The sequence below is a fragment of the Streptomyces sp. NPDC053541 genome, from assembly GCF_044544705.1.
In the GTDB taxonomy this organism is placed as follows: Bacteria; Actinomycetota; Actinomycetes; order Streptomycetales; family Streptomycetaceae; genus Streptomyces.
This window is the reverse complement of the sequence record NZ_JBITXM010000004.1, coordinates 273,641-298,655: the sequence shown is the minus strand read 5'-3', so window position 1 is coordinate 298,655 and position 25,015 is coordinate 273,641. Positions and strand designations below refer to the sequence as shown.

The 25,015-nt window shown below is 74.9% G+C and carries 23 protein-coding genes and 1 riboswitch; of the genes, 9 read left to right on the top strand and 14 right to left on the bottom strand.

Annotated elements, in window-relative coordinates; genetic code table 11:
• Positions 1-120: 120 nt before the first annotated feature.
• Positions 121-2,202, top strand: a complete 2,082-nt coding sequence (locus ACIGW2_RS11940) for a PhoX family protein (protein WP_391654083.1) — start codon at positions 121-123, stop codon at positions 2,200-2,202.
• 39 nt (positions 2,203-2,241) lie between these two features.
• Here ACIGW2_RS11940 and ACIGW2_RS11935 read toward each other — a convergent pair whose 3' ends face one another.
• From ACIGW2_RS11935 to ACIGW2_RS11910, 6 genes are all read right to left on the bottom strand, one after another.
• Positions 2,242-3,246, bottom strand: a complete 1,005-nt coding sequence (locus ACIGW2_RS11935) for a hypothetical protein (protein ID WP_399843082.1) — start codon at positions 3,244-3,246, stop codon at positions 2,242-2,244.
• A gap of 180 nt (positions 3,247-3,426) precedes the next feature.
• Positions 3,427-4,839, bottom strand: coding sequence for an APC family permease (locus ACIGW2_RS11930; protein ID WP_399843528.1), 1,413 nt, complete (start codon positions 4,837-4,839; stop codon positions 3,427-3,429).
• Positions 4,840-5,307: 468 nt separating this feature from the next.
• The gene (locus tag ACIGW2_RS11925) at positions 5,308-7,380 is read right to left on the bottom strand and encodes an FUSC family protein (RefSeq protein WP_399843079.1); all 2,073 of its coding nucleotides are present in this window, start codon (positions 7,378-7,380) and stop codon (positions 5,308-5,310) included.
• A gap of 80 nt (positions 7,381-7,460) precedes the next feature.
• The gene (locus tag ACIGW2_RS11920; protein ID WP_391654086.1) at positions 7,461-7,697 is read right to left on the bottom strand and encodes a DUF2630 family protein; all 237 of its coding nucleotides are present in this window, start codon (positions 7,695-7,697) and stop codon (positions 7,461-7,463) included.
• An 82-nt stretch (positions 7,698-7,779) separates the two neighbouring features.
• Positions 7,780-8,223, bottom strand: a complete 444-nt coding sequence (locus ACIGW2_RS11915) for a hypothetical protein (protein WP_361584644.1) — start codon at positions 8,221-8,223, stop codon at positions 7,780-7,782.
• A complete protein-coding gene (locus ACIGW2_RS11910) occupies positions 8,220-8,660 on the bottom strand; it encodes a hypothetical protein (RefSeq protein ID WP_356063579.1) in 441 nt (146 codons plus the stop codon). The genes ACIGW2_RS11915 and ACIGW2_RS11910 overlap by 4 nt, the downstream gene beginning before the upstream one ends.
• Before the next feature lie 97 nt (positions 8,661-8,757).
• Between ACIGW2_RS11910 and ACIGW2_RS11905 the strand changes: the two genes are divergently transcribed.
• The 3 genes from ACIGW2_RS11905 (at position 8,758) to ACIGW2_RS11895 (ending at position 10,328) form a co-directional block, all read left to right on the top strand.
• Complete coding sequence (locus ACIGW2_RS11905) at positions 8,758-9,228, top strand: RrF2 family transcriptional regulator (RefSeq protein WP_399843526.1); 471 nt, start codon at positions 8,758-8,760, stop codon at positions 9,226-9,228.
• Positions 9,229-9,336: 108 nt separating this feature from the next.
• Positions 9,337-9,819 (top strand): RidA family protein, encoded by a 483-nt coding sequence (locus ACIGW2_RS11900; RefSeq protein ID WP_399843075.1) that lies wholly within the window; start codon positions 9,337-9,339, stop codon positions 9,817-9,819.
• A 101-nt stretch (positions 9,820-9,920) separates the two neighbouring features.
• Positions 9,921-10,328 carry a hypothetical protein gene (locus ACIGW2_RS11895; RefSeq protein WP_391654089.1) on the top strand — a complete coding sequence of 136 codons (408 nt, stop codon included), beginning with the start codon at positions 9,921-9,923 and terminating at the stop codon, positions 10,326-10,328.
• Between the two features lie 68 nt (positions 10,329-10,396).
• On the opposite strand, the gene ACIGW2_RS11890 is transcribed toward ACIGW2_RS11895, so the two are convergent.
• Positions 10,397-11,029, bottom strand: a complete 633-nt coding sequence (locus ACIGW2_RS11890) for an FMN reductase (protein ID WP_361584659.1) — start codon at positions 11,027-11,029, stop codon at positions 10,397-10,399.
• A 3-nt stretch (positions 11,030-11,032) separates the two neighbouring features.
• Positions 11,033-12,127, bottom strand: a complete 1,095-nt coding sequence (locus ACIGW2_RS11885) for an LLM class flavin-dependent oxidoreductase (protein ID WP_391654090.1) — start codon at positions 12,125-12,127, stop codon at positions 11,033-11,035.
• A 101-nt stretch (positions 12,128-12,228) separates the two neighbouring features.
• On the opposite strand from ACIGW2_RS11885, the gene ACIGW2_RS11880 reads away from it, so the two are divergent.
• Genes ACIGW2_RS11880 through cobM form a run of 3 tightly spaced genes read left to right on the top strand, consistent with a single transcriptional unit; the run spans position 12,229 to position 14,397 of the window.
• Positions 12,229-12,360 (top strand): DUF6126 family protein, encoded by a 132-nt coding sequence (locus tag ACIGW2_RS11880; RefSeq protein ID WP_356063565.1) that lies wholly within the window; start codon positions 12,229-12,231, stop codon positions 12,358-12,360.
• A gap of 43 nt (positions 12,361-12,403) precedes the next feature.
• Entirely contained in the window at positions 12,404-13,651 is a 1,248-nt protein-coding gene (cbiE, locus tag ACIGW2_RS11875; protein WP_399843069.1) for a precorrin-6y C5,15-methyltransferase (decarboxylating) subunit CbiE, read from the top strand.
• Positions 13,648-14,397 carry a precorrin-4 C(11)-methyltransferase gene (gene cobM, locus ACIGW2_RS11870; RefSeq protein WP_356063561.1) on the top strand — a complete coding sequence of 250 codons (750 nt, stop codon included), beginning with the start codon at positions 13,648-13,650 and terminating at the stop codon, positions 14,395-14,397. The genes cbiE and cobM overlap by 4 nt, the downstream gene beginning before the upstream one ends.
• Positions 14,398-14,556: 159 nt before the next feature.
• On the opposite strand, the gene ACIGW2_RS11865 is transcribed toward cobM, so the two are convergent.
• From ACIGW2_RS11865 to ACIGW2_RS11855, 3 genes are all read right to left on the bottom strand, one after another.
• On the bottom strand, positions 14,557-14,631 hold the full coding sequence (locus ACIGW2_RS11865) for a 50S ribosomal protein bL37 (protein WP_099895366.1): 75 nt from the start codon (positions 14,629-14,631) through the stop codon (positions 14,557-14,559).
• A gap of 109 nt (positions 14,632-14,740) precedes the next feature.
• Positions 14,741-15,307: a GNAT family N-acetyltransferase gene (locus ACIGW2_RS11860; protein ID WP_399843065.1), complete on the bottom strand. Its 567-nt coding sequence runs from the start codon at positions 15,305-15,307 to the stop codon at positions 14,741-14,743.
• A gap of 104 nt (positions 15,308-15,411) precedes the next feature.
• On the bottom strand, positions 15,412-16,653 hold the full coding sequence (locus ACIGW2_RS11855) for a cobalt-precorrin-5B (C(1))-methyltransferase (RefSeq protein ID WP_399843062.1): 1,242 nt from the start codon (positions 16,651-16,653) through the stop codon (positions 15,412-15,414).
• A gap of 12 nt (positions 16,654-16,665) precedes the next feature.
• Between ACIGW2_RS11855 and ACIGW2_RS11850 the strand changes: the two genes are divergently transcribed.
• Positions 16,666-17,409 (top strand): cobalt-precorrin-6A reductase, encoded by a 744-nt coding sequence (locus ACIGW2_RS11850; RefSeq protein WP_391654096.1) that lies wholly within the window; start codon positions 16,666-16,668, stop codon positions 17,407-17,409.
• Between the two features lie 92 nt (positions 17,410-17,501).
• On the opposite strand, the gene cobJ is transcribed toward ACIGW2_RS11850, so the two are convergent.
• Genes cobJ through ACIGW2_RS11835 form a run of 3 tightly spaced genes read right to left on the bottom strand, consistent with a single transcriptional unit; the run spans position 17,502 to position 21,003 of the window.
• Positions 17,502-19,010, bottom strand: coding sequence for a precorrin-3B C(17)-methyltransferase (gene cobJ, locus ACIGW2_RS11845; protein ID WP_399843058.1), 1,509 nt, complete (start codon positions 19,008-19,010; stop codon positions 17,502-17,504).
• On the bottom strand, positions 19,007-19,660 hold the full coding sequence (locus tag ACIGW2_RS11840) for a precorrin-8X methylmutase (RefSeq protein WP_361584679.1): 654 nt from the start codon (positions 19,658-19,660) through the stop codon (positions 19,007-19,009). The genes cobJ and ACIGW2_RS11840 overlap by 4 nt, the downstream gene beginning before the upstream one ends.
• Positions 19,657-21,003 (bottom strand): cobalamin biosynthesis protein CobG, encoded by a 1,347-nt coding sequence (locus ACIGW2_RS11835; protein WP_399843055.1) that lies wholly within the window; start codon positions 21,001-21,003, stop codon positions 19,657-19,659. Before ACIGW2_RS11835 ends, ACIGW2_RS11840 begins: the two co-directional genes overlap by 4 nt.
• A 112-nt stretch (positions 21,004-21,115) precedes the next feature.
• A riboswitch (cobalamin riboswitch) is annotated at positions 21,116-21,199 on the top strand.
• 58 nt (positions 21,200-21,257) lie between these two features.
• On the opposite strand from ACIGW2_RS11835, the gene cobN reads away from it, so the two are divergent.
• Positions 21,258-24,884 carry a cobaltochelatase subunit CobN gene (gene cobN / locus ACIGW2_RS11830; RefSeq protein WP_399843052.1) on the top strand — a complete coding sequence of 1,209 codons (3,627 nt, stop codon included), beginning with the start codon at positions 21,258-21,260 and terminating at the stop codon, positions 24,882-24,884.
• Positions 24,885-25,015 lie beyond the last annotated feature (131 nt).

Genomic DNA, 25,015 nt, shown 5'->3' with positions numbered 1-25,015 from the left:
CCCTACGACCCGGGCGCCCGCGGTCGCCGCGCATTCATCACGCGTTCACTCTCCCGCCGCCGACGGGCAGACGTGCGCACATAACGTCGCGGCCGACCGCGCTCAATCATGGAGGACGACGTGCGCCCACTGCTGCCGCTGCTGAGCAACCACGCCCACGGAGGCGGCCGTTCCGCCCTGACCTGCCGCTACCGCTGTGGTGACGCCTGTTTCCAGGAGGTCCCCAACACCAGCGACAACGAGTACGTCGGCGACGTCATAGCCGGGGCGCTCTCGCGCCGTTCCCTCATGCGCGCCGCGGCCGTGGTGACCGTGGCCTCCGCCGCCGGCACGGCGCTCGCCGTCGGCAACGCGCCCGCCGCGGAGGCGCACACCGGCCAGGCGGCCGCACAGGGCGGGCCCGGCGCGCGGGGCAAGGCCGACGGCGCGCGCGGTCTGCGCTTCGCGCCGGTCGCGCCCAACACCGACGACCGGGTCACCGTTCCCGCCGGCTACTCCCAGAACGTGGTCATCCGCTGGGGCGAGCCCATCCTGCGCGGCGCCCCGGCCTTCGACGCCGAGAAGCAGACGGCCAAGGCGCAGGCCGGGCAGTTCGGCTACAACAACGACTTCCTCTCGCTGCTCCCGCTGCGCGGCGAGCAGCACCGCCAGGTCCTCGTGGCCAACCACGAGTACACCGACGAGAACCTGATGTTCCGCGGCTACGACCCCGCCAACCCGACCCGCGAGCAGGTCGAGATCGCCTGGGCCGCGCACGGCCTGTCCGTGGTCGTCGTGCAGGAGGAGCACCGCACGGGCCGGCTGACCCCGGTCACCCGCCACCACCTCAACCGGCGCCTGACCGCCACGAGCGAGTTCGAGCTGACCGGCCCGGCGGCGGGCAGCGACCTCGTGAAGACCTCGGTGGACCCGGAGGGCCGCACCGTCCTCGGCACGCTCAACAACTGCGCCGGCGGCACCACCCCGTGGGGCACCACGCTGCACGGCGAGGAGAACTTCAACCAGTACTTCGCCAACGGCTCGACCAGCACCGACAAGCGCTACGGCATCGGCACGGCCGCCAGCGAGCGCAAGTGGGAGCGCTTCGACAAGCGCTTCGACCTCGCGCAGGAGCCCAACGAGGCGCACCGCTTCGGCTGGGTCGTCGAGCTCGACCCGTACGACCCGGACTCCACGCCTCGCAAGCGCACCGCGCTCGGGCGCTTCAAGCACGAGGCGGCGCAGCCGCGGCTGACCGCCGACGGGCGCCCGGTCGTCTACATGGGCGACGACGAGCGCTTCGACTACTTCTACAAGTTCGTCTCCTCGAAGCGGATGAAGAAGGGCGGCTCGCGGGCCGCGCACGCGCACAACCTCACCCTGCTCGACGAGGGCACCCTCTACGTCGCCAAGCTGACCGGCGACTCCCCGGCCGCCGAGATCGACGGCACCGGCAAGCACCCGAACGACGGCGAGTTCGACGGTTCCGGCGTGTGGATCCCGCTGGCCACGGCCGGCCCGGACGGCGCCGTCTCGCACGTGCCCGGCATGAGCGCCGAGGAGGTGTACGTCTTCACCCGGCTCGCCGGTGACAAGGTCGGCGCCACCAAGATGGACCGCCCCGAGGACGTCGAGCCGTCCCCGCGCACCGGCCGCGTCTACGTCGCGCTCACCAACAACTCCAAGCGCGGCACGCCCGGCAACGCCCCGGCCGACGAGGCCAACCCGCGCAACGTCAACAAGCACGGGCAGATCCTGGAGCTCGCCGAGCACTGGGACGACCCGGCCTCGGACGGCTTCGCCTGGCGCCTGTTCCTGGTGGCCGGCGACCCGAACGACCCGGCCACCTACTTCTCCGGCTTCCCGAAGGAGAAGGTCAGCCCCATCTCCTGCCCGGACAACGTGGCCTTCGACCCGCACGGCAACCTGTGGATCTCCACCGACGGCAACCAGCTCGGCTCGCACGACGGCCTGTTCGGCGTCGCCACGCAGGGCGAGCGGCGCGGTGAGCTCAAGCAGTTCCTGACCGTGCCGGCCGGTGCCGAGACCTGCGGCCCGCTGGTCCAGGACCGGCGCGTCCTGGTCTCCGTCCAGCACCCGGGCGAGGTCGACGGCGCGTCCGTCGAGAAGCCGGCCTCCGTCTGGCCCGACGGACCCGGCAAGATCGTCCGCCCGTCGGTCGTCGCCGTCTGGCGCACCGACGGCCGCGACATCGGCGTCTGACCGGAGCCCGGAAGCGGGTTCAGGAGCAGGGGGCGGGCGTCAGCCCGTCCCCTGCTCCGTCGCGCCGAGCCCGACGCCCTCCCGGAACCGCACGAACTGCTCCTCCGGCTCCCCGGTGTAGACCCACGGCACCCAGGCCGCCCGCGACCCGAGCAGCGCGAGCAGCTCCCGCGCCATCTCCACCTGGCCGGCGTAACAGGCCGCGTGCGCGAGGTAGTTGAGGTCGGGCACCTCCTCCGGTGCCACCGGCCGGCCCGGCTCCCGGCCGCCGAGCCAGCGCGCGTGCGTCCGGCGCAGCTCGGTCACCGCGAGCTCGTGCTTCCAGTGCTGGTCGAAGCCGCGCACCGGCCCGCGGCCGAGCGCCCCGTCGACCACGTACCGGTACTCCTCGACCCGCGCGATCTGCACCAGCACCGGCAGCGGCGAACCGGGCGGCGCGACGCCCGCCGCGTCCCGGGCGAAGTCGTACATCGCGCCGTGCGTCCCGTGCCACCGCGCCGACCAGTAGCGCAGCACCTGCGCGTGTCCCTCGGTGTTGTACGGGTCGCGGCGCCGCAGCTCGGCGAACCAGTGCCGCAGCCGCTGGCGCGGCACCCCGCCCTCGTACAGCCGCGCCACCGAGAGCAGCGAGACCCACGGCATCGGATCGTCCGGGGCCGCGTCCGCCGCCGTCAGGCAGGCGTCGACGGCGGCGTCGAGCCGCCCCCGGTCCACGATGCTGCCGCGCCCTGCGGCGATGGCCGCGTCGAAGACCCGGACCACCTCGGTGGCCGCCCGCAGCACCGCGGCGTCCGGGTTGCCCGGCTCGGCGGCCCGCCAGGCCTCGACGGTCGAGCTGCCGGCCGCCGCGTGCGAGAGCAGCCGCAGCCGGTGGGTGCGGCGCGGCCAGTCGTCCCTGGTGGCCCGCAGCAGGTCCCGTACGCCCTGCCAGCGCCCGATCACCATGTCGTGCCGGGCCTCGGTGAGCGCCCGGTCGCCGCAGTCCGGGTCGAAGTCGGGCACGAACCGGCCCGGACGTGACGAGCGGCGGCGCAGCGCGGCCATCGGGTGCCTCCCTCGCGAGGTCTGCGGATACGGGTACGGATGCGATGTGGATGCGGATGCGGATGCGGATGCGGTACGGGTACGGGTGCGGGCCCGGGTGGGGCGACGGGTGCGGGCCCGGGGGTCCGGCGGCCCGGCGACCCCGGCCACAGCCCAGGCGCACGGACCCGTGATGCTCCGTCAGAAGTCGGTCGCGAGCGACTCGTCCGTGCGCCGGGCGCGCGGCGAGTCCGGGGCCGCGAACGGTTCGGCCGCCGCCAGCGCGCGGGCCGCGTCGAGGCGGGCCGGCCGGTAGTAGGGGCTGCCCTTGCGCCAGTACACGAGCATCGGGACGACGCCGAGGCCCAGTCCGCCGAGGCCGATGGCCAGCGAGGCGGCGGACAGTTCGCCGAGCGACTCGACGAAGGTCCACAGCATGAACGCCGAGCCGGCCAGCGGCCACACCCCGCCCAGCAGGAACTCCTTGACGGAGCGCAGCAGCAGGCCCTTGTACGCGACGACGGCGGCGATTCCGGCGAGCGCGTAGTAGAACGCGATCAGCAGGCCGATGCCGGCCACCGCGTCGCCGAGGACCTGGCCGACCGAACCGGCGGCGGCCGCGGCCCCGAACATGACGAGCGCGGCGATGCCGACGGCGAGGACGGCCACCCACGGGGTGTTCCAGCGGCGGTGGACGGTGCCGAGGACGGCGGGCAGGGTGCGGTCGCGGCCCATCGCGAACAGCGAGCGGGTGACCTGGATGAGGGTGGTCTCCAGGGTGGCGACGGTCGACAGGAGGACGGCCAGGATGAGCAGTTTGCCGCCCACGCCGGGCCAGATCTCCTGACCGAGGACGGCGAGCACGTTGGCCCCGGCGTGCTCGATTTGGCCCGCGCTCAGGAGCACGTTGACGGCGACGGTGAAGGCCTCGAAGAGCAGGAAGACCACGCCGACGCCGACGAGCGCGGCGAGCCCGGCGGTGCGCCGGCTGTCGCGGGTCTCCTCGCTGAGGTTGCTGGTGACGTCCCAGCCCCAGTAGTAGAACGCGGCGATCAGTGTCCCCGCCGCGAAGCCCGACGGCCCGTCGAACCGGCCGAGGCCGAACCAGGACCAGTCGAAGGCGGCGGCGTGCCCGTGGTGCGCGAGGGCGGCCAGCAGGAAGACCACGAGGAGGAGCAGTTCCACGCCGGAGAGCAGGAGTTGGGCGCGGACGGTGAGCCGGACGCCGCCGAGGACGACGAGCAGCATCATCAGGAACCAGCCGGCGCCGACCAGCGACGCGAGCACCGTGTCGTCGGCGAGCTCGACGTCGATCAGCGACAGCGTGAGCGCGCCCGCGGGCAGCGAGCCCGCGACCATGAACACGGTCGCGGCGAGGACCAGCGCCCAGCCGGAGAGGAAGCCGAGGAAGGGGTGGAGGGTGCGGCCCACCCAGGAGTACCCGGCGCCCGCGTTGACGTCGATCCGGCCGAGCCGGGCGTAGGCGAGGACGATGCCGAACATCGGTATCGCGCAGTAGAGCAGTGCGGCCGGCCCGGCGAAGCCGACCGCGCCGAACAGCACGGCGGTCGCGGCGGCCAGCGAGTACGCGGGGGCGCTGCCCGCCACCGCCATCACGATCGTGTCGAAGGTGCCGAGGGCGTTGGGCTGGAGGCCCCGGCCGGGGGAGCGGCCGGCCTCTCTGCCGGAACGGCCCGAACGACCGGAACTGCCGGAAGCGCTGCGCATGGCGGTGTCCTCGGGGACGCGGGGAGTGGGGGGGAGGGGGAGGGGGAGGGGGAGGGGCGTGGGGACGGGGGGATGTGCGTGGGGGAACGGCGGGTCCGCGCCACCAGAGAGTCGCTCGTGGCCGGAAAGCGGCGCGGATCACGGTGAATTCGTGCGCATCGTAGTCGCCCCCGCGCGTTCCGGTAACGGCGGTGGGAGGGTTCGGTTCCGCAACCGCCGGTAAGGGCTTCCGTACGCCCCTTTGGCCGGGTTTACGGCCCGGGTGGCGCAGAAGAGAGCGCCCGCCCCGAGCCGCCCCGCCTTGAGCAGTCCCGCCCCGACCCCCCCGCGTCGAGCCGCCCCGCCCCGAGCAACTCACCGCTCCCCCTCCGGTGTCGCGATGGCCCGCGCCGCCCGCACCTCCTGCCGGAGCGGGGCGAGGACGCCGTCCTCGTCGCCGCCGAGGTCGGCGCGCACCTCCACGAGCACGTCGCTGGAGCGCAGCCCGTCCGCCAGTTCCCGCAACTGGGTCTCGACGGCGGCGACCTCGGCCGGTTCGGGCGGCGCGGCGCCGTGGTCGACGCGGATCCGGGCGGCGGTGGTGGCGTCCACGATCCGCTCGACGGCGATGGCGAGCGGCCACCACGCGGCGGCCAGGTCCCCGGCGGGCGGCGGCTCGGTGAGGGCGCGCTGGAACTCCGAGCGTACGGAGGACATGTCGCGGTACAGCTTGCGGCGCGCGCGGTGCCGGGCGGACGGGTCCTCCTCGCCGGACGGGGGCGCGGCGAAGGCGAGGCGTACGTACGCGGCGGTGTCCTCGACCGCGTCGGCGAGCCGGTCCGCGACCCGGGTGTGCCAGGACTCCGGCCACAGCAGATAGCCCGCGACCAGCGCGATGCCGCAGCCGATCAGCGAGTCGTAGAGCCTCGGCAGCACCAGGTCGAAGCCCTGGTGGTTGAGCAGGTCCGACAGGAGCAGGATGACCGGCGTGATGGCGGCGGTCTGGAAGGCGTACCCCTTCGCGGAGAAGGCCGGGATCAGCGCGGCGAGCGCCACCATCACCGGCACGTCCCACCAGCCGCGCGGCACCGCGGCGAGCAGCGGCGCGGCGACGACGAGCCCGGCGGCGGTCCCGGCCGCGCGCAGCACCGCGCGCGAGAACACCGAGCCGAAGTCCGGCTTGAGGACGAAGGTGACGGTGAGCGCGACCCAGTACGAGCGGGGCACCGGGATCAGCGAGACCAGTGCCTGCGCGAGGCCGATGCAGAGGGCGAGCCGCAGGCCGTAGCGCCAGGAGGCGCCGGACAGCAGCACGTTGCGGGCGGTGCGCCGGATCCGGACGCGGAGGGCGGCGGGGCGGCCGAGCCGGTCGTCCACGTTGTGCGGGTCGGGCTCGGTCCGGTGGACGACGCTCGCCGCGTGCCGCAGCGCCGCGTCGACCGCCTTCTCGGAGGGCCGGCGGGCCTCCGGCAGCCGCGGCTCGTACGGCGGGCCGGCCCGCCCCGGCTTCCTCTCCCGCTCGACGGTGTCCGCGAGTTGGTGCACCGCGGCGGGGATCTCGGGCGGCAGGGGCCGGTGGAAGCGGCGGGCCGCGAGGTGGGCGGCCGGGGCGGCCTCCAGGAGCGGGATGAGCACGTTGAGCTCGGCGAGCAGCCGCACCAGGGTGGGCGCCCGGCCGTGCTGCCGGGCGCGACGGGCGAGCACCAGGTCGTAGGACTGGTTGAGGGAGGCGGTGACGGCCTGCCGCTTCTCGTCGTACGCGTCGGTGCCGGCGGCCTCGAAGAGTTCGGCGAGCGCGCGGTAGGTCCCGGCGACGGCGGTCCGTTCCGGAGCGCCGCCGCGCAGCGGCCAGCCGAGCAGGGTGAGGACGAGGACGACGACCCCGCCGAGCCCGAGCAGCAGCGGCGCCTTCCACCACGGCTGCGGCATCGGCAGTCCGGCGCCGACCACCGCGTTGAGCAGGAGCAGCAGCCCGGAGACGGAGGCGACGGCACCGATCGACGAGATCATCCCGGAGACCAGCGCGACGAGGGTGAGCGCGGCGACGGCGACCCAGCCCTCCCCGTACACGAGGGTGCCGAGGGTGACGCCGACGGCGCCGAAGAGCTGGGGGACGGCGATGTTGAAGAAGCGCATCCGGTACGCGTCGGCGGTGTCGCCGATGACTCCGGACAGGGCGCCCATCGACACGAGAGCGCCGTAGGCGGGCTGCCCCGCGGCGAGGCCGGCGGCGAGCGGCGCGGCGAGCGCGATCGACGCGCGGCCGACGGCGGGCCAGGGCACGGGCGTCGGCTGCGGCCGCAGACCGGCGGTCAGCCAGGAGGGCGGGGAGAGCCGGGCGGACCGCCCTTGCCGCCGTCCCGACCGCCGTCCCGACCGCGCGCCTTTCGTGGATCCCGCCGGTCCCGCGGATCCCGCCGATTGCTCCGATTGCGCCGGTTTCGCCATGGGTCACACGTTACGGCGGCGGCCCGGGGGCGACAGGGCGACAGGGCGACAGGGCGCCGGGGAGGGCGGCGGCGGGGGTCTCAGCTGCGGTAGCCCTCGACCTCGGCCGCGGGGCGGACCGCCGCGGTGTCGGGGTCCTCGCCGAACTCGGCCTTCGCGCGCCGCTGCCGCAGCAGGTCCCAGCACTGGTCGAGCCGGACCTCCAGCTCGGCGAGCCGGGCGCGTTCCTCGTCGCCGAGGCCGCCGGCGCGTTGGCGCAGGGAGCGCTCCTCCTCGACGAGGGAGCCGATGTTCTCGAGGATCTCGTCGTTCTCCATGTCTTCCAGCGTGGCCGATCGGCGCCCGCTCCGCGAGGCGGACGGACGCCGATCGGTGCTTCCAGGGGGGCGGGGACGCCCGTCAGTGGCGCAGGGCCTGGGAGACCTGGGCCTCGGTGGCGCCGGAGAGGGTCCGGTTGCTGCGGGCCGTGCCGGTCTTGGACTTGCCGGGCTCCACGCCGTCGATGCCGAGGACGACGGAGTCGAGGAAGTTCCCGTCCTTGTCGCGGAAGGTGACCATGACGGTGTAGTCGGCCGTCTTGTCCTTGGGGTTGGTCGCGGTGATCTCGGCGACCGTCCGGTCCCCGTCCTCGGACGTCGGCCCGGCCTTCACGTCGCCGGTCGCGTTGACCCCGTCCTTGACCTCGTTCATCTTCTGCTGCGCGGCCGAGGCCACGGCGGCGGTGGCGGTCGAGACGAGCTCGCCCGCCTTCTCCTTGGCCTGGTCGCAGCCGGTCAGCGCGACCGGGCCGAGGAGGCCCAGGGCGAGGAGCGCCGCGCCGGTGGCCGTGCGGCGGCGGCTCACCAGGACTCACTCCCGTAGTCCTTGTCCGAGGCGAGGGCCCAGACGATGAAGACGGAGACGGCCATGGAGAACAGCGCCCACCACGGCTGGTAGGGCAGGAAGAGGAACTGCGCGACGATGTTCAGCGAGGCGAGGGCGATGCCCGCGATCCGGCCCCACTCGGCGCCGCTGAGGATGCCGCCGCCGGCGATGGCGATGACCACGCCGAGGCAGAGGTGGATCCAGCCCCAGGACGTCAGGTCGAACTTGAAGACGTAGTCGCCCACGCGCGTGTAGATGTCGTCCTCGGCGATGCCGGCGATGCCCTGGAGGACGTCGATGACGCCGGTGACCAGCATGAGGACACCGGCGAACATGGTGCCGCCGGACGCCCAGGCGCCGGAGGTCGACTGCTTTGGGGGACGCGGCTGCTGTGAGGAAGCGGTGTTCTGGCTCATGGGTTCATCGTGGGAGCGTTTGTTCGGATGTGAATCTTCTGCTGGGCCGATCGGGTGACGGGCGAATCCTGGATGTGTAATATCCAGGATCATGAGGATGAACGAGGGCGTGGAGTGGGCGCTGCACAGCTGCCTCAACCTGGCCTGGATCGGCGAGGAACGGGCGGTCACGGCGGCCCGGCTCGCGGCCTACCACGAGCTTCCCGCCCCCTACCTCAACAAGCAGCTCCAGGCCCTGGTCCGGGCCGGCATCCTGACCTCCGTGTCCGGCCCGCGGGGCGGCTTCCGGCTGGCCAGGGGGCTCGACCGGATCACGCTGATGGACGTGGTCGTGGCGATCGAGGGCCCTGACGAGGCCTTTCGCTGCACCGAGATCCGCGGGCAGGGCCCCGGCGCCGGCATCGGCCGGCCGACCGTCGAGTGCGCCATCGCCGACGCGATGGGCCGCGCCGAACTGGCCTGGCGGCGCGAGCTGGCCGCCCGGACCCTGGCCGACGTGCGGGCCCAGGCGGAACGCCAGGCGCCGGGCGCGTCGGACCGGATCCGCCGCTGGTTCGCCTCGGCCTGACGGGCGCCGCCCGAGGGCGGCGCGCCTCCCCTTGCCCCCTCCGCTCCACATTCTGGATATCGAATGTCCCGTTTAGGTTCCCCGTTGACGGAAGGACGTACGCACGCCATGAGCACTCCGCGCACCGACAAGAAGACCGACGAGAACACCGACGAGAACACCGACCGGACCGCCCGCCAGCGCACCGACCGGCGCACCCTCACCAACCCGGCGCCCCTCCACGACCCCACGCCCTTCGGCTACAGCCACGCCGTCTCGGCGCCCGGCGAACTCGTCTTCATCGCGGGCCAGTACGCCTCCGACGCCACCGGCGCGCCCGTCCCCGGCGACTTCGCCGCGCAGGTCGAGCTGGCGCTCGCCAACCTCCGGCACGCCCTGGCCGGCGTGGGCCTCGGCCCGGAGCACGTGGTCCGGCTCGGCTCGTACGTCGTCGAGCACGACCTCGCCAAGCTGGAGGTCCTCGGCAAGGCGCTGCACGCCGTCTTCGGCGACCGGCTCCCGGCGCAGACCCTGAGCGGGGTCGCGGCCCTGGCGCTGCCCGGGATGCTCTTCGAGATCGACGCGGTGGCCGTCCGCCCGGCCGGCGCCTGATCCACTTGCGGCGGGCGGGGCCGGGGTGTGCCCTGGAGGGTGCACCGTCCGGTGCGAGGGCGCGCCGCCGGGCGCGCCCCGTGCGGGAAAGGAGCTCCGCCATGGCAGCACACGCAGCCGCCCCCGCCCGCCGCGGGCAGGTCTCCACCCACGGCTGGGGACTGCCCGTCGTCCTCGGCATCTGCTACGGCCTCTACGCCCCCACCGTCGCCCGGCACGGCGAGGGCACGAGCTGGGGCCAGTTCTGGCTCGGCGTGATCAGCGGCGCGGCGCTCGCCGTCGCCGTCTACGCCCTCCGCCGCCACGGCCGCCGCCTCCCGCGCGAACTCCGCGCCCCCGCCTGGGGCGCCCTCGCCGGCATCGCGACGGGCTTCCTGGTGAGCCTCGCCGACCGGAGCGTCTTCTCCTCCTCGATGCTCGGCCTGGTCGTCGCCGGGGCGACGACCGCCTTCGCCTTCTACGCCTTCTACACCCACGAGGACGCGAGGGGCCGCCCGGCGCCGTACTGAGCGCCGGCGCCCGGGCAGCCGGCCCGCCGTGCCGGGCGCCCGGGCAGCCGGCCCGCCGCCGTGCCCGGTCAGTCCAGCCTGAGGTCCGCCAGGCCGGCCAGTTGCTGCTCGAAGGGGACGACCTCGTCCGTCGGGGTCGTCCGCTCCGGGCGGGCGGCGATCAGTTCGGCGAACTCGGCGCCCGCGCGGTTGATGCGGTGCGGGAGGCCCTCCGTGTACTCGTCGCCGCCCGTGCCCCAGTCCTCCGAGGCCGCGTAGACGGCGGTCGGGGCGACCAGGGCGCGCAGGTAGGCGAAGAGCGGGCGCAGGGCGTGGTCGAGCACGAGCGAGTGGCGGGCGGTGCCGCCGGTCGCGCCGAGCAGGACCGGGGTGCCGGTCAGGGCGGCCGGGTCGATCAGGTCGAAGAAGGACTTGAACAGACCGCTGTACGAGGCCGTGAAGACCGGGGTGACGGCGATGACGCCGTCGGCGCCGGTCACCGTGTCGATCGTCTCCTGCAGCTTCTGTGACGGGAAGCCGGTGACGAAGTTGTTGGCGATGTCGACGGCCAGGTCGCGCAGTTCGACCACCTCGACGTCGACCGCGTACTCCTGCTCGGCCAGCCGGTAGCGGGTGGCCTGGAGGAGCCGGTCGGCGAGCAGCCGGGTGGAGGACGGGCTGCTGAGGCCCGCCGAGACGGCGACGAGCTTGAGCGTGCGCATGGGTCAGGCCTCCTTGGGGGCCGTGGGGGCGGCGGCCGTGACGGCCGGGTGGAGCGGTGCGGTCGCGGGGACGTCGGCCGGGCGCAGGTTCTCGAACTCCTTGCGCAGCACCGGCACGACCTCCTCGCCGAGGATGTCGAGCTGCTCCAGGACGGTCTTCAGGGGCAGTCCGGCGTGGTCGATCAGGAACAGCTGGCGCTGGTAGTCGCCGACGTAGTCGCGGAAGGACAGGGTGCGCTCGATGACCTCCTGCGGCGAGCCGACGGTCAGCGGGGTCTCGCGGCTGAACTCCTCCAGGGACGGGCCGTGCCCGTAGACCGGCGCGTTGTCGAAGTACGGGCGGAACTCCCGTACCGCGTCCTGCGAGTTCTTCCGGACGAAGACCTGGCCGCCGAGGCCGACGATGGCCTGCTCGGGCGTGCCGTGGCCGTAGTGCGCGTAGCGCTGGCGGTAGAGCCGGACCATCTTCTCGGTGTGCTGCTTGGGCCAGAAGATGTGGTTGGCGAAGAAGCCGTCCCCGTAGTACGCGGCCTGCTCGGCGATCTCCGCGGAGCGGATGGAGCCGTGCCAGACGAAGGGCGGGACGCCGTCCAGCGGGCGCGGGGTGGCCGTGAAGCCCTGGAGCGCGCTGCGGAACCTGCCCTCCCAGTCGACCACGTCCTCCCTCCACAGCCGGTGGAGCAGCGCGTAGTTCTCGATGGCGAGCGGGATGCCCTGGCGGATGTCCTGGCCGAACCACGGGTAGACCGGGCCGGTGTTGCCGCGGCCCATCATCAGGTCGACGCGCCCGTCGGCGAGGTGCTGCAGGGTCGCGTAGTCCTCGGCGATCTTCACCGGGTCGTTGGTGGTGATCAGGGTGGTCGAGGTGGAGAGGATCAGGTTCTCCGTGCGGGCCGCGATGTGCCCGAGGAGCGTGGTCGGGGAGGAGGGGACGAACGGCGGGTTGTGGTGCTCGCCGGTCGCGAAGACGTCCAGCCCGACCTCCTCGGCCTTGAGCGCGATGGCGACGGTGTTCTTGATCCGCTCGTGCTCGGTGGGGGTGCGGCCGGTGGTGGGGTCGGTCGTCACGTCACCGACGGTGAAGATCCCGAACTGCATCGTGCTCACCTCTCGCGGGGTCCGCTGTTGGTTGAATCTTAAACTGTCTCGCTCAACGGCGCCACCCCCCGCCCTATTCCGCGGCCCGTACCCTGAAGGACATGACCCAGGACCTGGAGCGCTGGAAGGAGCGGGGCGTCATGCTCCGCGTCTTCGTGTACGTCTTCGTGACGCACGCCCTCGCCGGCTTCGTCTGGCTGCTCTTCTACGTCGGCGAGCACGCCCCCAAGTGACCGAGCCGCAGCCCGCCGCCGGGGCTCACGTAGAGTCCCGGTCGTGAACGCTGCGATACCGGTGCCCGCGGTGTCGGTCGTCGGAATCGGCGCCGACGGCTGGGACGGGCTCCCCGAGAACTCCCGCCGCCCGCTGCGCGCCGCCGACGTCCTCATCGGCGCCCCCCGCCAGCTCGACCTCCTGCCGGCCGCCGACTGCCCCGGCGAACGCGTCCCCTGGCCCAGCCCCCTGCGCCCCGCCGTCCCCGGCCTCCTCGCCGCCCACGAGGGCCGCGCCGTCGCCGTCCTGGCCAGCGGCGACCCCTCCTTCTACGGGATCGCCCGCACCCTCACCGAGCTCCTCGGCCCCGACCGGCTCGACGTCCGGCCGCACCCGTCCTCCGTCTCGTACGCCTGCGCCCGGCTCGGCTGGGCCCTGGAGCAGACCGAGACCGTCTCCCTGGTCGCCCGCCCGCTCGACGCGCTCACCGCCGCCCTGCACGACGGGCGCCGGCTGCTCGTCCTCGGCGAGGGGCCCGAGAGCCCCGCCCGGGTCGCCGCGCTGCTGCGCGAGCGCGGCTGGGGCGGCACCCGCATCCGCGTCCTGGAACAGCTCGGCGGCCCGCGCGAACGCGTCCTCGACGGCACCGCCGACGGCTGGCCGCACGAGCGCACCGACGCCCTGCACGTCCTCGCCCTCGACTGCGTGCGCGACCCGGACGCCGGCCGGCCGCGGCTCGGCCTCACCCCCGGACTGCCCGACGATGCCTACGAGCACGACGGACAGCTCACCAAGCGCCACGTGCGCGCCGCGACCCTCGCCGCCCTCGCGCCCGCCCCCGGCGAACTGCTCTGGGACGTCGGCGGCGGCTCCGGCTCCATCGGCATCGAGTGGATGCGCGCGCACCGCTCCTGCCGGGCCGTCGCCGTGGAGAAGTCGGAGCGGCGGGCCGCCCGCATCGGGCGCAACGCGGCCGCCCTCGGCGTCCCGGCGCTCCGGGTCGTCACCGGCCCCGCGCCCGCCGCGCTCGCCGGCCTCCCCGCCCCCGACGCCGTCTTCGTCGGCGGCGGACTCACCGCCCCCGGCCTGCTCGACGCCTGCTGGGACGCGCTGCCGGCCGGCGGCCGGCTGGTCGCCAACACCGTGACCCTGGAGTCCGAGGCGCTGCTCGCCCGGTGGTACGCCCGCCACGGCGGCGAACTGGTCCGGCTCGCGGTCGCCGCCGCCGTGCCGGTCGGCGGCTTCACCGGCTGGCGCCAGGCCATGCCGGTCACCCAGTGGTCCGTAACGAAGGGTTCGAGAGAGCAATGACCGTCTACTTCATCGGCGCGGGCCCCGGCGCGGCCGACCTCATCACCCTGCGCGGCGCGCGGACCCTCGCGAAGTGCGGCGTCTGCCTCTACGCGGGCTCGCTCGTGCCGCGCGAGCTGCTCGCCGAGTGCCCGCCGGACGCGAAGCTCGTCGACACCGCGAACCTGGACCTCGACCGGATCGTCGCCGAGATCGTCGCCGCCCACGAGGCCGGCCAGGACGTGGCACGGCTGCACTCCGGCGACCCGTCCGTCTTCAGCGCGATGGCCGAGCAGATGCGCCGCCTGGACGCGGCCGGCGTCCCGTACGAGGTCGTGCCCGGCGTCCCCGCCTTCGCGGCGGCCGCGGCGGCGCTGAAGCGCGAGCTGACCGTCCCGACCGTCGGCCAGACCGTCATCCTGACCCGCATCGCCCAGCAGGCCACCCCCATGCCGGAGGGCGAGGACCTGGCCACCCTGGGCCGCAGCGGCGCGCTGCTCGTGCTGCACCTCGGCGCGCGGTACGTGGACCGGATCGTCGCCGAGCTGGTGCCGCACTACGGCACCGACTGCCCGGCCGCCGTCGTCGCCATGGCCAGCCGCCCGGACGAGCTGGTCCTGCGCGGCACCCTGGAGGACATCGCCGAGCAGGTGAAGGCGGCCGGCATCACCAAGACCGCCGTGATCGTCGTGGGCCGCACGCTGGCCGCCGCCGAGTTCCGCGACAGCCACCTCTACGACCCGGCCCGGGACCGCCACGTCTGCTGAGACGGGGCGGCCCCGGGCCGTGCGGGCCCGTCCGGCGTCAGGGCCGGACGGGCCCGAAGTCCTGCGTCCCGCGCCAGGAGTGCTGCGCCAGGAGTGCTGCGTCGGGCGTCCTGTGTCGGGCGTTCGACGTCAGGCGTCCTGCGCGTCAGGCGTCAGGTGTCAGGCGTTCGGCCGCTTGCCGTGGTTCGCCTTCTTCTTCTTGCGTGCCCGCTTCTTGTTGCCGCGCTTGGCCATGGGACTCCCTCTCGGTCTCGCGTAGGGGACGCTGCCGTCGCCAGCCTAGGTTCGGCGGCCGGGCCCCGCACCTCGGCTCCCGGCCGCGCGGCGCGTGGGGCGCGGAAGCTCAGCCCCTCGCCCCGGCCAGGGCGGCCCACTCCGGCGCGAGCACCGCCATCACCGTCGCGTCCACCCGCTCGCCCTCCCACAGCAGCGCCCCGCGCAGCACGCCCTCCGCGCGGAAGCCGGCCTTCTCGTAGGCGCGGCGCGCCCGCGGATTGAACGCGTACACCTCCAGCCACACCCGGTACAGGCCGACGGTCTCGAAGGCGTGGCCGAGCACCAGCCTGGTCGCCTCGGTGCCGAGGCCCCGGCCGAGGGCGCCCGGCGCGAGGCAGATCCGGAAGCCGCAGCTCTCGTTGTCCTGGTCCCACTCGTTGAGCACGACCTCGCCGGCCACCCGGCCGGTCGCCCGGTCCACCACCGCCAGGTCGAGCCGGTTGGTCTGGGCGCCGCGCGTCGCGTACCACCGGCGCAGCGCCCGCTCGTCGACCTCCGCGTGCGAGCCGGTGAGCCGGCCGATCTCGGGGTCCCGCAGCATCGGCAGCAGGGCGGGGACGTCGTCCTCGGTGACCGGGCGGAGCAGGACGCGTGCGCCGGTGAGCGTGGGCTTGTACGAGAAGTCGGTCGTCATCCGGGCATTGTCGGGGCCGCCGGTGCGCGCCGTCCTCCGGTTTCCCGTACGGGGCGCGCGCCGTCCTCCGGTTTCCCGTACGGGGCACGGGCCGCGCGCCGGGCTCACGCCCCGGGCAGGCCCTCCGCGCCCGGGCCCGCGGGGGCGGAGCGTCCGACGACCGTCCCGGCCCGGTCGATGCAGATCACGTCGACCGCGACCGGCGCGCCGCGCAGCACCGCGAGGGCCTCGTCGCGGGCGCGGGCGGCGACGAGGTCGCCGAGCGGGACGCCGGCCGCCTCGCACAGGCGGAGCGCGGCGAGACCGGTGTTGGCGGCGGCGATCTCCGCGGCGAGCGCCTCGGACGCGCCGCCGGTGCGGGCCAGCGCGGCGAGGAAGCCCTTGTCGACCTGGGAGCGGGCCGAGTGCAGGTCGAGGTGGCCGGCCGCCAGCTTGGACAGCTTGGCGAAGCCGCCGCAGATCGTGAGCCGGTCCACCGGGTGGCGGCGAACGTACTTGAGCACCGCGCCCGCGAAGTCCCCCATGTCGAGCAGCGCGATCTCCGGCAGCTCGTACAGCTCGGTCACCGTGCGCTCGGAGGTGGAGCCGGTGCAGCCGGCGACGTGCGTGAGGCCGCCGGCGCGGGCCACGTCCACCCCGCGCCGGATCGAGTCGATCCAGGCCGAGCAGGAGTAGGGCACGACGACGCCGGTGGTGCCGAGGATGGACAGGCCGCCGAGGATGCCGATCCGGGGGTTCCAGGTGGAGCGGGCGATCTCGGCGCCGTTGTCGACGGAGACGGTGATCTCCACGTCGCCGGTCCCGCCGTGGCGGGCCGCGACCTCGGCGACGTGCTCGCGCATCAGCTGCCGCGGCACCGGGTTGATCGCGGGTTCGCCGACCTCCAGGGGCAGGCCAGGCAGGGTGACCGTGCCGACCCCCGGCCCCGCCCGGAAGACCACCCCGGAGCCGGCCGGCAGCAGCCGCACCGTCGAGCGGATCAGCGCCCCGTGCGTGACGTCGGGGTCGTCGCCCGCGTCCTTCACCACCCCGGCGGTGGCCGAGCCCGCACCCGTACCCGCAGTCGCACCCGTACCCGTACCCGTACCCGAGGCCGGGCCCGCAGCCGCACCCGCAGTCCCGCCCGTCCCCGTACCCGAGGCCGGGCCCGCGTCCAGGGACTCCACGGCGAGCGCGAAGGACGGCGTCTGGCCCTTCGGCAGGGTGATGGTCACCGGGTCCGGGAACTCCCCGGTGAGCAGCGCCGTGTACGCGGCGGTCGTCGCCGCCGTCGCGCAGGCGCCGGTCGTCCAGCCGGGCCGCAGGCCGGTGTGCTTGAGTTGGGCCGCACGCCCGCCGGAACTCATGAAGGGCCTCCCATGCACGTGCTCATCCTCGGCGGGACGACCGAGGCCCGCGTCCTGGCCGGACTGCTCGATCCCTCGGTACGGGTCACCAGCTCGCTCGCCGGGCGGGTCGCCGCGCCCCGGCTGCCCGCCGGGGAGGTCCGGATCGGCGGCTTCGGCGGGCCGGCCGGGCTCGCCGCGTGGCTGCGGGAGCACACCGTGGACGCGGTCATCGACGCCACCCATCCCTTCGCCGAGCGGATCAGCTTCAACGCGGCCGAGGCGGCCGCCACCGCCCATGTTCCCCTGCTGGCGCTGCGCCGTCCCGGCTGGGTCCCGGTCGACGGGGACGACTGGCGCTCCGTGACCTCGCTGGCCGAGGCGGCCGGGGCCCTCGACGGCCTCGGCGACCGCGTCTTCCTCACCACCGGCCGGATGGGGCTCGCCGCCTTCGCCGACCGGCCCGAGTGGTTCCTGGTCCGCTCGGTGGACGCCCCCGACGCGCCGATGCCCGCCCGTGCCGAAGTGCTCCTGGACCGCGGCCCGTTCACCCTCGACGGGGAGCGCGCGCTCATCCGGGAGCACCGCGTCGACGTCCTGGTGACGAAGGACAGCGGCGGCGCCGCGACCGCCCCCAAGCTCCGGGCCGCCCGCGAGGCGGGCCTCCCGGTGGTGGTGGTCCGCCGGCCGCCGGTGCCGGAGGGCGTCCCGGTCGCCACGACCCCCGAGGAGGCCGCGGCCTGGGCGCTGCGCGCCCCGGCCCCCGACACGGCCTGATCCCCAGCCCGGTCCGGCGACGCCGGGGCCCGAACCCGAACCCCGAACCCGGGCCCCGGGCCTGCGCCGGAGGCCGGCCGGGCCGCCCGGCCTCAGCCGTAACGGCGGGGCGTCCAGGCGATCGTCCGCCCGTCGGCGCGCTCCGTGACCCTCGTCTGGGACGAGCCGATGAGGAGCAGCGTGCGCATGTCGACCTCGGCCGGGTCCAGGGTCTTCAGGGTGAGGACCCGGACCGACTGCTCCGGGCCGCCGACGTCGCGGGCGACGACCACCGGGGTGTCGGGGGAGCGCACGTCGAGGAGCAGCTCGCGGGCCGCGGCGACCTGGTGGGTGCGGGACTTCGAGCCCGGGTTGTAGATCGCGAGGACGAGGTCGGCCTCGGCGGCGGCCCGCAGCCGGCCGGCGATGACCTCCCAGGGCTTGAGGCGGTCCGAGAGCGAGATCGTCGCGTAGTCGTGGCCGAGCGGGGCGCCCGCGGCGGCGGCCGCGGCGTTGGCGGCGGTCACCCCGGGGAGGACCCGTACGGGCACGTCGGCGTAGCGCTCCTCCGCCGCGATCTCCAGGACGGCCGTGGCCATCGCGAAGACACCCGGGTCGCCGCCCGACACGACGGCGACGCGGCGCCCGCGCCGGGCCAGGTCGAGGGCGAACTCGGCGCGCTCCGACTCGACCTTGTTGTCCGAGCCGTGCCGGCGCTGCGAGGCGCGGAGCACCGGGACGCGGTCGAGGTAGGTGGTGTAGCCGACCAGGTCGTCGGCGTTGACCAGGGCCCCGCGCGACTCGGGGGTCAGCCAGGGCGCCCCGGCCGGGCCGGTGCCGACCACGACGACCTCGCCGACCGTCTCCCGGGACTCGGGCGCCACGGCGTCGATCCGGGACGGCAGCACGGCCACCGAGAAGTACGGCACGGACGCGGGGTCGATCTCGGCGACCCGCCCGGTGCGCTCGCCGGCCATGAACGCGCGCTCCACGTACCGCGCGTCGTCGAGCCGGCCGGCCCGCTCCAGGGCCCGCTTCACGGTCGGGAAGGTGCGGCCGAGCTTCATCACGACGGCCGAGTCCGTGCCCGCGAGCCGGGCCGTCAGCTCGTCCTCCGACAGGGTGCCGGGGACGATCGTCAGCACCTCCTCGGCCTCGCACAGCGGCTCGCCGAGCCGCGCCGCCGCGGCGCTCACCGAGGTGACGCCGGGGATGACGGTGGTGTCGTAACGGTCCGCGAGCCGCTTGTGCATGTGCTGGTACGAGCCGTAGAACAGCGGGTCGCCCTCGGCGAGGACGGCGACCGTGCGCCCCGCGTCGAGGTGCGCGGCGAGCCGGGCCGCGGCCTCCTCGTAGAAGTCGTCGAGCGCGCCGCGGTAGCCGCCGGGGTGGTCGGTGGTCTCCACGGTGAGCGGGTACATCAGCCGCTCCTCGATGTGGTCCTCGCGGATGTGCCCGGCGGCGATCGAGCGCGCGATGGACCGCCCGTGGCGGGCCGAGTGGTAGGCGATGACGTCCGCCTCGGCGATCGCCTTCACCGCGGCCACCGTCATCAGGTCCGGGTCGCCGGGCCCGAGCCCGACCCCGTACAGCTTGCCCTTCACGCCCTTCACGTCGCTCATGCCTGGATCTCCGCTTCGTGCGCGAGCGCGTTGAGCGCCGCCGCCGTCATCGCGCTGCCGCCGCGCCGGCCGCGCACCACCAGGTACTCCAGGCCGAGGGTGTTCGCGGCGAGCGCGTCCTTGGACTCGGCGGCGCCGATGAAGCCGACCGGGATGCCGAGCACGGCCGCCGGCTTCCCGGCGCCCTTCGCGATCATCTCCAGGAGGTGAAAGAGCGCGGTCGGCGCGTTGCCGATGGCGACGACCGAGCCCTCCAGGCGGTCCCGCCACAGCTCCATCGCGGCGGCCGAGCGGGTGGTGCCGAGCTCGGCGGCGAGGCCGGGAACGGCCGGGTCGGACAGGGTGCACACCACGTCGTTGTCGGCGGGCAGCCGCTTGCGGGTCACCCCGCTGGCCACCATCTGCGCGTCGCACAGGATCGGCGCCCCGGCGCGCAGCGCGGCGCGGGCCGCGCCGACCACGCCCGGCGAGTACGCGACGTCCCGGACCAGGTCGGTCATGCCGCAGGCGTGGATCATGCGCACCGTGACCGTGGCGACGTCGGCGGGCAGCGCCGCGAGATCCGCCTCGGCGCGGATCGTGGCAAAGGAGCGGCGGTAGATCTCCGCGCCGTCCTTCTCGTACTCGAACATCCTCTTGCTCTCGCTCATCTCGTGGTGCGGGCGGTGTGCACCGCTTCGGACAGGGAGGTACGGGGGGTGGGCACGCCGTCGACGAGATAGCCGCCGTCCCCGGTGGCGACGACGTCGACCCACGTGCCGTGCGGGTGCCCGCAGCGGCGCTCGCATCCGGCGAAGTGCACGGGCAGCGGCCCGCCGGGCGCCCGCCCGGCGTCGGCCCGCACGTCCGCGAGGGACTTGGCGCAGCCGGGCCGCCCGGTGCAGGCGGTGACGCCGACGGCGGCGGCGTCGGGGCGGGTCACGAAGCCGTGCGCGGCGAGCGCGGGCAGCCCTGCGGCGGGCCCGACGAGCACCACACCGCGCCAGGGCGTGAACCGCACCTCGGCCACCGGCAGCAGGGCCCGCGCCTGCGCGACCGAGAGCCGCCCGAGCGGCGCGAGCACGTGCAGGGCCCGGTCACCGAGCGGGCCGGGGGCGAGCGGGGCGGAGGGCGACGGGTCGGGGGTCTGCGGGTCGGGGGTTGACGGGTCGGGGGCGTGCGGTACGGCTCCGAGGGGGCCGGGCGCGGGCGGCCGCGCCCCGGCCGGGGCCGGGGCAGCGGCCGGAGCCGGCGGGCCCGTCGGCGGCGCCGGCTGCGGAAGGGGCGGGTCCGGTACGGGGCGGGTGCCCGGCACGGGCAGGGCCGTCAGGTCCGGGGCGTGGCCGGGCGGCAGTTCCCGGACTCGCCAGGCACCGTTTCCGGCCGTTTCCGCGGCGTCCAGGAAGGCGAGCGCGGCGGCGAGGGCGGCGCGCGGGGCGTCGGCGCCGGGCACCTCGACGGTCTGTCCGGCGCAGCGCAGCAGCGCCGTGCCGCCCTCTGCTGCGATCAAGGTCACATCGCCGCCGAGCCCGGCGACGTCCCCCCGCCCGTCGTCCAGGACGAACAGGAATCGCCCGGAAAGGGCCGCGGCCCGCGGCGTCGCGCAGAGCAGCCGGTCGAGCTCGCGCACCCACAACTGCACGTCCGCGTGGCCGAGTCCGTCGAGACCGGCGGCCGGCGAGGCCACCACGTTCCGCACCCGCTCGTGCGTCTCGGAGGGCAGCAGCCCGCCCGCCCGGAGCCGGCCGGCCAGCTCGCCCGCGCAGTCGTCCCGCAGACCCCGCAGCTCGGCGTTGCCCCGCGAGGTGATCCCGATCCCGCCGTCCCCCAGCTCCTCGGCGGCGGCCGCCAACAGCTCCACCTGATCCCCCGTCAACCTTCCGCCGGGCAGCCGGAGTCGGGCGAGGAACCCGTCGTCGGCGCGGTGCAGGCGCAGCGCCCCGGGGCAGGCGTCACCACGGTCCCGTATGAGAGGTTCGTCCCGTTCGGACGAGGTGTGTCGGCTGGCGGGCATGGCGGCGAGCATACCCACGGGATTCCCGCCGTCACCCTGTGATCAGCACCCCACCACTTCCCGGCACGAACCCCATAGGATGCAGACCGGCATGGGGTCCCAGGGCCCCGGGGAGGAAGCCCGGTGAGAATCCGGCGCGGTCCCGCCACTGTGAACCGGCCTCGGGGCGACCCGGGTGCCGGTGAGTCAGGAACTCCCGCCGTCCAACGACCACCCGGGGCGCGGACACCCCGAGGAAGGGCCTGAGCCTCGCCATGCTCCTGCTGCTGTCGCACTCCGACACCGACCTGCTCAGCGCCCGTGCGGCCAACGCCGCCGCCTCCGGCGACGAGGGCGTCGAGTGGCGCTACGCCAACCCCGCCCGCCTGCCCCAGGACGAGCTGCCCGCCCTGCTCGACGGCGTCGGCCTCGTCGTCGTCCGGCTCCTCGGCGGCGTCCGCTCCTGGCAGGAGGGCCTCGACGCGGTGCTCGCCACCGGCAAGCCCGTCGTGGTGCTGAGCGGCGAGCAGGCGCCCGACGCCCAGCTGATGGCCGCCTCCACCGTGCCGGTCGGCGTCGCCACCGAGGCGCACGCCTATCTGGCGCACGGCGGACCCGCGAACCTCGCCCAGCTCGGGCGCTTCCTCTCCGACACCGTGCTCCTCACCGGCCACGGCTTCGAGGCCCCCGCCGCCGCCCCCACCTGGGGCGAGCTGGAGCGCACGCCGACGCGCACCGACGGCCCGACGGTCGCCGTGCTCTACTACCGCGCCCACCACATGAGCGGCAACACCGCCTTCGTCGGCGCCCTCTGCGACGCCATCGAGGCGCACGGCGCCCGCGCCCGCGCGCTGTACGTGGCCTCCTTGCGCGCCCCCGAGGACGAGCTGCTCGCCGAACTCCGCGGCGCCGACGCCATCGTCACCACCGTCCTCGCCGCCGGCGGCACCCGGCCCGCCGAGGCCCAGGCCGGCGGCGACGAGGACGCCTGGGACGCGGGCGCGCTCGCCGCGCTCGACGTGCCGATCCTCCAGGCCCTGTGCCTCACCGGCTCCCGGTCGGCCTGGGAGGAGAACGACGAGGGCCTGTCCCCGCTGGACGCCGCCAGCCAGGTCGCCGTGCCCGAGTTCGACGGGCGCCTGATCACCGTCCCGTTCTCCTTCAAGGAGATCGACGAGGACGGCCTGCCCGCGTACGTGGCCGACGCCGAGCGCGCCGCCCGGGTCGCCGGCATCGCCGTCCGGCACGCCCGGCTGCGCCACATCCCGAACGCCGACAAGAAGCTGGCGCTCGTCCTCTCCGCGTACCCGACGAAGCACTCCCGGATCGGCAACGCGGTCGGCCTCGACACCCCCGCCTCCGCCGTCGAGCTGCTGCGGCGGCTCATCGCCGAGGGCTACGACTTCGGCCCGGTCGAGGACATCCCGGGCCTGGTCTCCGGCGACGGCGACGAACTGATCTACGCCCTCATCGAGGCCGGCGGCCACGACCAGGACTGGCTCACCGAGGAGCAGCTGGCGAAGAACCCGGTCCGCATCCCGGCCGCCGACTACAAGCGCTGGTACGCCGAGCTGCCGGCCGAACTGCGCGAGCAGGTCGAGGAGCACTGGGGCCCGGCGCCCGGCGAGATGTTCCTCGACCGGTCCCGCAACCCCGAGGGCGACATCGTGCTCGCCGCGCTGCGCCGCGGGAACCTGCTGATCCTCATCCAGCCGCCGCGCGGTTTCGGCGAGAACCCGATCGCGATCTACCACGACCCGGACCTGCCGCCCTCGCACCACTACCTGGCCGCCTACCGCTGGATCGCGGCCCGCGCGGAGGACGGCGGCTTCGGCGCCGACGCCATGGTCCACCTCGGCAAGCACGGCAACCTGGAGTGGCTGCCCGGCAAGAACGCCGGCCTGTCCGCCGCCTGCGGCCCGGACGCCGCCCTCGGCGACCTGCCGCTGGTCTATCCCTTCCTGGTCAACGACCCGGGCGAGGGCACCCAGGCCAAGCGGCGCGTCCACGCCACCCTGGTCGACCACCTCGTGCCGCCGATGGCGCGCGCCGACTCCTACGGCGACATCGCCCGCCTGGAGCAGCTGCTCGACGAGTACGCCCAGATCAGCAGCATGGACCCGGCGAAGCTGCCGGCGATCCGCGCCCAGATCTGGACGCTGATCCAGGCCGCCCGGCTCGACCACGACCTGGGCCTGGAGGAGCGCCCGGAGGACGACGGCTTCGACGACTTCCTGCTGCACGTCGACGGCTGGCTGTGCGAGGTCAAGGACGCCCAGATCCGCGACGGTCTGCACGTCCTCGGCGGTGCGCCGGAGGGCGAGGCCCGGGTCAACCTGGTCCTGTCGATCCTGCGCGCCCGCCAGATCTGGGGCGGCACCCAGGCGCTGCCCGGCCTGCGCGAGGCCCTCGGCCTCGACGAGTCCGCCGCCACCCGGACCACCGCCGACGAGGCCGAGGCGAAGGCCCGCGAGCTGGTCGAGGCGATGGAGGCGGCGGGCTGGGACCCGGCCGCCGTCGCGACCGTCGCCGCCGGGCACGGCCGGGCCGTCGCCGACGTCCTGGACTTCGCCGCCACCCAGGTCGTGCCCCGCCTGGCCGCCACCACCGACGAGCTCACCCACGCCGTCCACGCCCTAAACGGCGGCTTCGTCCCGGCCGGCCCGTCCGGCTCGCCGCTGCGCGGCCTGGTCAACGTGCTGCCGACCGGCCGGAACTTCTACTCCGTCGACCCCAAGGCCGTGCCCTCCCGGCTCGCCTGGGAGACCGGCCAGGCGCTCGCCGACTCGCTGCTCACCCGCTACCGCGAGGACAACGGCGCGTGGCCCACCTCCGTCGGCCTCTCCCTGTGGGGCACGAGCGCGATGCGCACCGCCGGCGACGACGTCGCCGAGGCCCTCGCGCTGCTCGGCGTCCGCCCGCTGTGGGACGACGCCTCGCGCCGGGTGAACGGTCTGGAGCCCATCCCGCTCGCCGAGCTCGGCCGCCCGCGCATCGACGTGACCCTGCGCATCTCCGGCTTCTTCCGCGACGCGTTCCCGCACGTCATCGGCCTCCTCGACGACGCCGTGCGGCTGGTCGCCGGGCTGGAGGGCGAGTCGGCCGAGGACAACTTCGTGCGCGCCCACGCCCAGGCCGACCTGGCCGAGCACGGCGACGAGCGCCGCGCCACCACCCGCATCTTCGGCTCCCGCCCCGGCACCTACGGCGCCGGCCTGCTCCAGCTGATCGACTCGCGGGACTGGCGCACCGACGCCGACCTCGCCGAGGTCTACACGGTGTGGGGCGGCTACGCGTACGGCCGCGGGCTGGAGGGGCGCCCGGCGCGCGCCGAGATGGAGACGGCGTACAAGCGGATCGCGGTCGCGGCGAAGAACACCGACACCCGCGAGCACGACATCGCCGACTCGGACGACTACTTCCAGTACCACGGCGGCATGGTGGCGACCGTCCGCGCGCTGCGCGGCACCGCCCCCGAGGCGTACATCGGCGACTCCACCCGCCCCGAGACCGTGCGGACCCGCACCCTGGTCGAGGAGACCTCCCGCGTCTTCCGGGCCCGCGTGGTCAACCCGCGCTGGATCGAGGCCATGCGCCGGCACGGCTACAAGGGCGCCTTCGAGCTGGCGGCGACCGTCGACTACCTCTTCGGCTACGACGCCACGACGGGCGTGGTCGCCGACTGGATGTACGACAAGCTCACGCAGGAGTACGTCCTCGACGAGCAGAACCAGGCCTTCCTGAAGGAGGCCAACCCCTGGGCCCTCCACGGCATCGCCGAGCGGCTCCTGGAGGCCGAGTCCCGCGGCATGTGGGAGAAGCCGGACCCGGAGACGCTGGCCGCGCTGCGCCAGGTCTTCCTGGAGACCGAGGGCGACCTGGAGGCCGGCGCCGAGGACTGAGCGCCGGCAGAGGGAGCACGGGGGAGAAGAGCGCGGGCACACCGCGCACGGGAAAAGCGAGCGCGGGCCTGAACGGGAGCCCGGGCGGGGCCGGGGCCGGTCCTGCCCGGGCTCCCGTCGCCGTACCCGGT

Coding starts and splice junctions, on each gene's coding strand:
- ACIGW2_RS11935 (WP_399843082.1), bottom strand. CDS start 3,246: ATGGCCGCGCTGCGCCGCCGCTCGTCACGTCCGGGCCGGTTCGTGCCC.
- ACIGW2_RS11930 (WP_399843528.1), bottom strand. CDS start 4,839: ATGGCGGTGGCGGGCAGCGCCCCCGCGTACTCGCTGGCCGCCGCGACC.
- ACIGW2_RS11925 (WP_399843079.1), bottom strand. CDS start 7,380: ATGGCGAAACCGGCGCAATCGGAGCAATCGGCGGGATCCGCGGGACCG.
- ACIGW2_RS11920 (WP_391654086.1), bottom strand. CDS start 7,697: ATGGAGAACGACGAGATCCTCGAGAACATCGGCTCCCTCGTCGAGGAG.
- ACIGW2_RS11910 (WP_356063579.1), bottom strand. CDS start 8,660: ATGAGCCAGAACACCGCTTCCTCACAGCAGCCGCGTCCCCCAAAGCAG.
- ACIGW2_RS11905 (WP_399843526.1), top strand. CDS start 8,758: ATGAACGAGGGCGTGGAGTGGGCGCTGCACAGCTGCCTCAACCTGGCC.
- ACIGW2_RS11900 (WP_399843075.1), top strand. CDS start 9,337: ATGAGCACTCCGCGCACCGACAAGAAGACCGACGAGAACACCGACGAG.
- ACIGW2_RS11895 (WP_391654089.1), top strand. CDS start 9,921: ATGGCAGCACACGCAGCCGCCCCCGCCCGCCGCGGGCAGGTCTCCACC.
- ACIGW2_RS11890 (WP_361584659.1), bottom strand. CDS start 11,029: ATGCGCACGCTCAAGCTCGTCGCCGTCTCGGCGGGCCTCAGCAGCCCG.
- ACIGW2_RS11885 (WP_391654090.1), bottom strand. CDS start 12,127: ATGCAGTTCGGGATCTTCACCGTCGGTGACGTGACGACCGACCCCACC.
- ACIGW2_RS11880 (WP_356063565.1), top strand. CDS start 12,229: ATGACCCAGGACCTGGAGCGCTGGAAGGAGCGGGGCGTCATGCTCCGC.
- cobM (WP_356063561.1), top strand. CDS start 13,648: ATGACCGTCTACTTCATCGGCGCGGGCCCCGGCGCGGCCGACCTCATC.
- ACIGW2_RS11860 (WP_399843065.1), bottom strand. CDS start 15,307: ATGACGACCGACTTCTCGTACAAGCCCACGCTCACCGGCGCACGCGTC.
- ACIGW2_RS11855 (WP_399843062.1), bottom strand. CDS start 16,653: ATGAGTTCCGGCGGGCGTGCGGCCCAACTCAAGCACACCGGCCTGCGG.
- ACIGW2_RS11850 (WP_391654096.1), top strand. CDS start 16,666: ATGCACGTGCTCATCCTCGGCGGGACGACCGAGGCCCGCGTCCTGGCC.
- cobJ (WP_399843058.1), bottom strand. CDS start 19,010: ATGAGCGACGTGAAGGGCGTGAAGGGCAAGCTGTACGGGGTCGGGCTC.
- ACIGW2_RS11840 (WP_361584679.1), bottom strand. CDS start 19,660: ATGAGCGAGAGCAAGAGGATGTTCGAGTACGAGAAGGACGGCGCGGAG.
- ACIGW2_RS11835 (WP_399843055.1), bottom strand. CDS start 21,003: ATGCCCGCCAGCCGACACACCTCGTCCGAACGGGACGAACCTCTCATA.
- cobN (WP_399843052.1), top strand. CDS start 21,258: ATGCTCCTGCTGCTGTCGCACTCCGACACCGACCTGCTCAGCGCCCGT.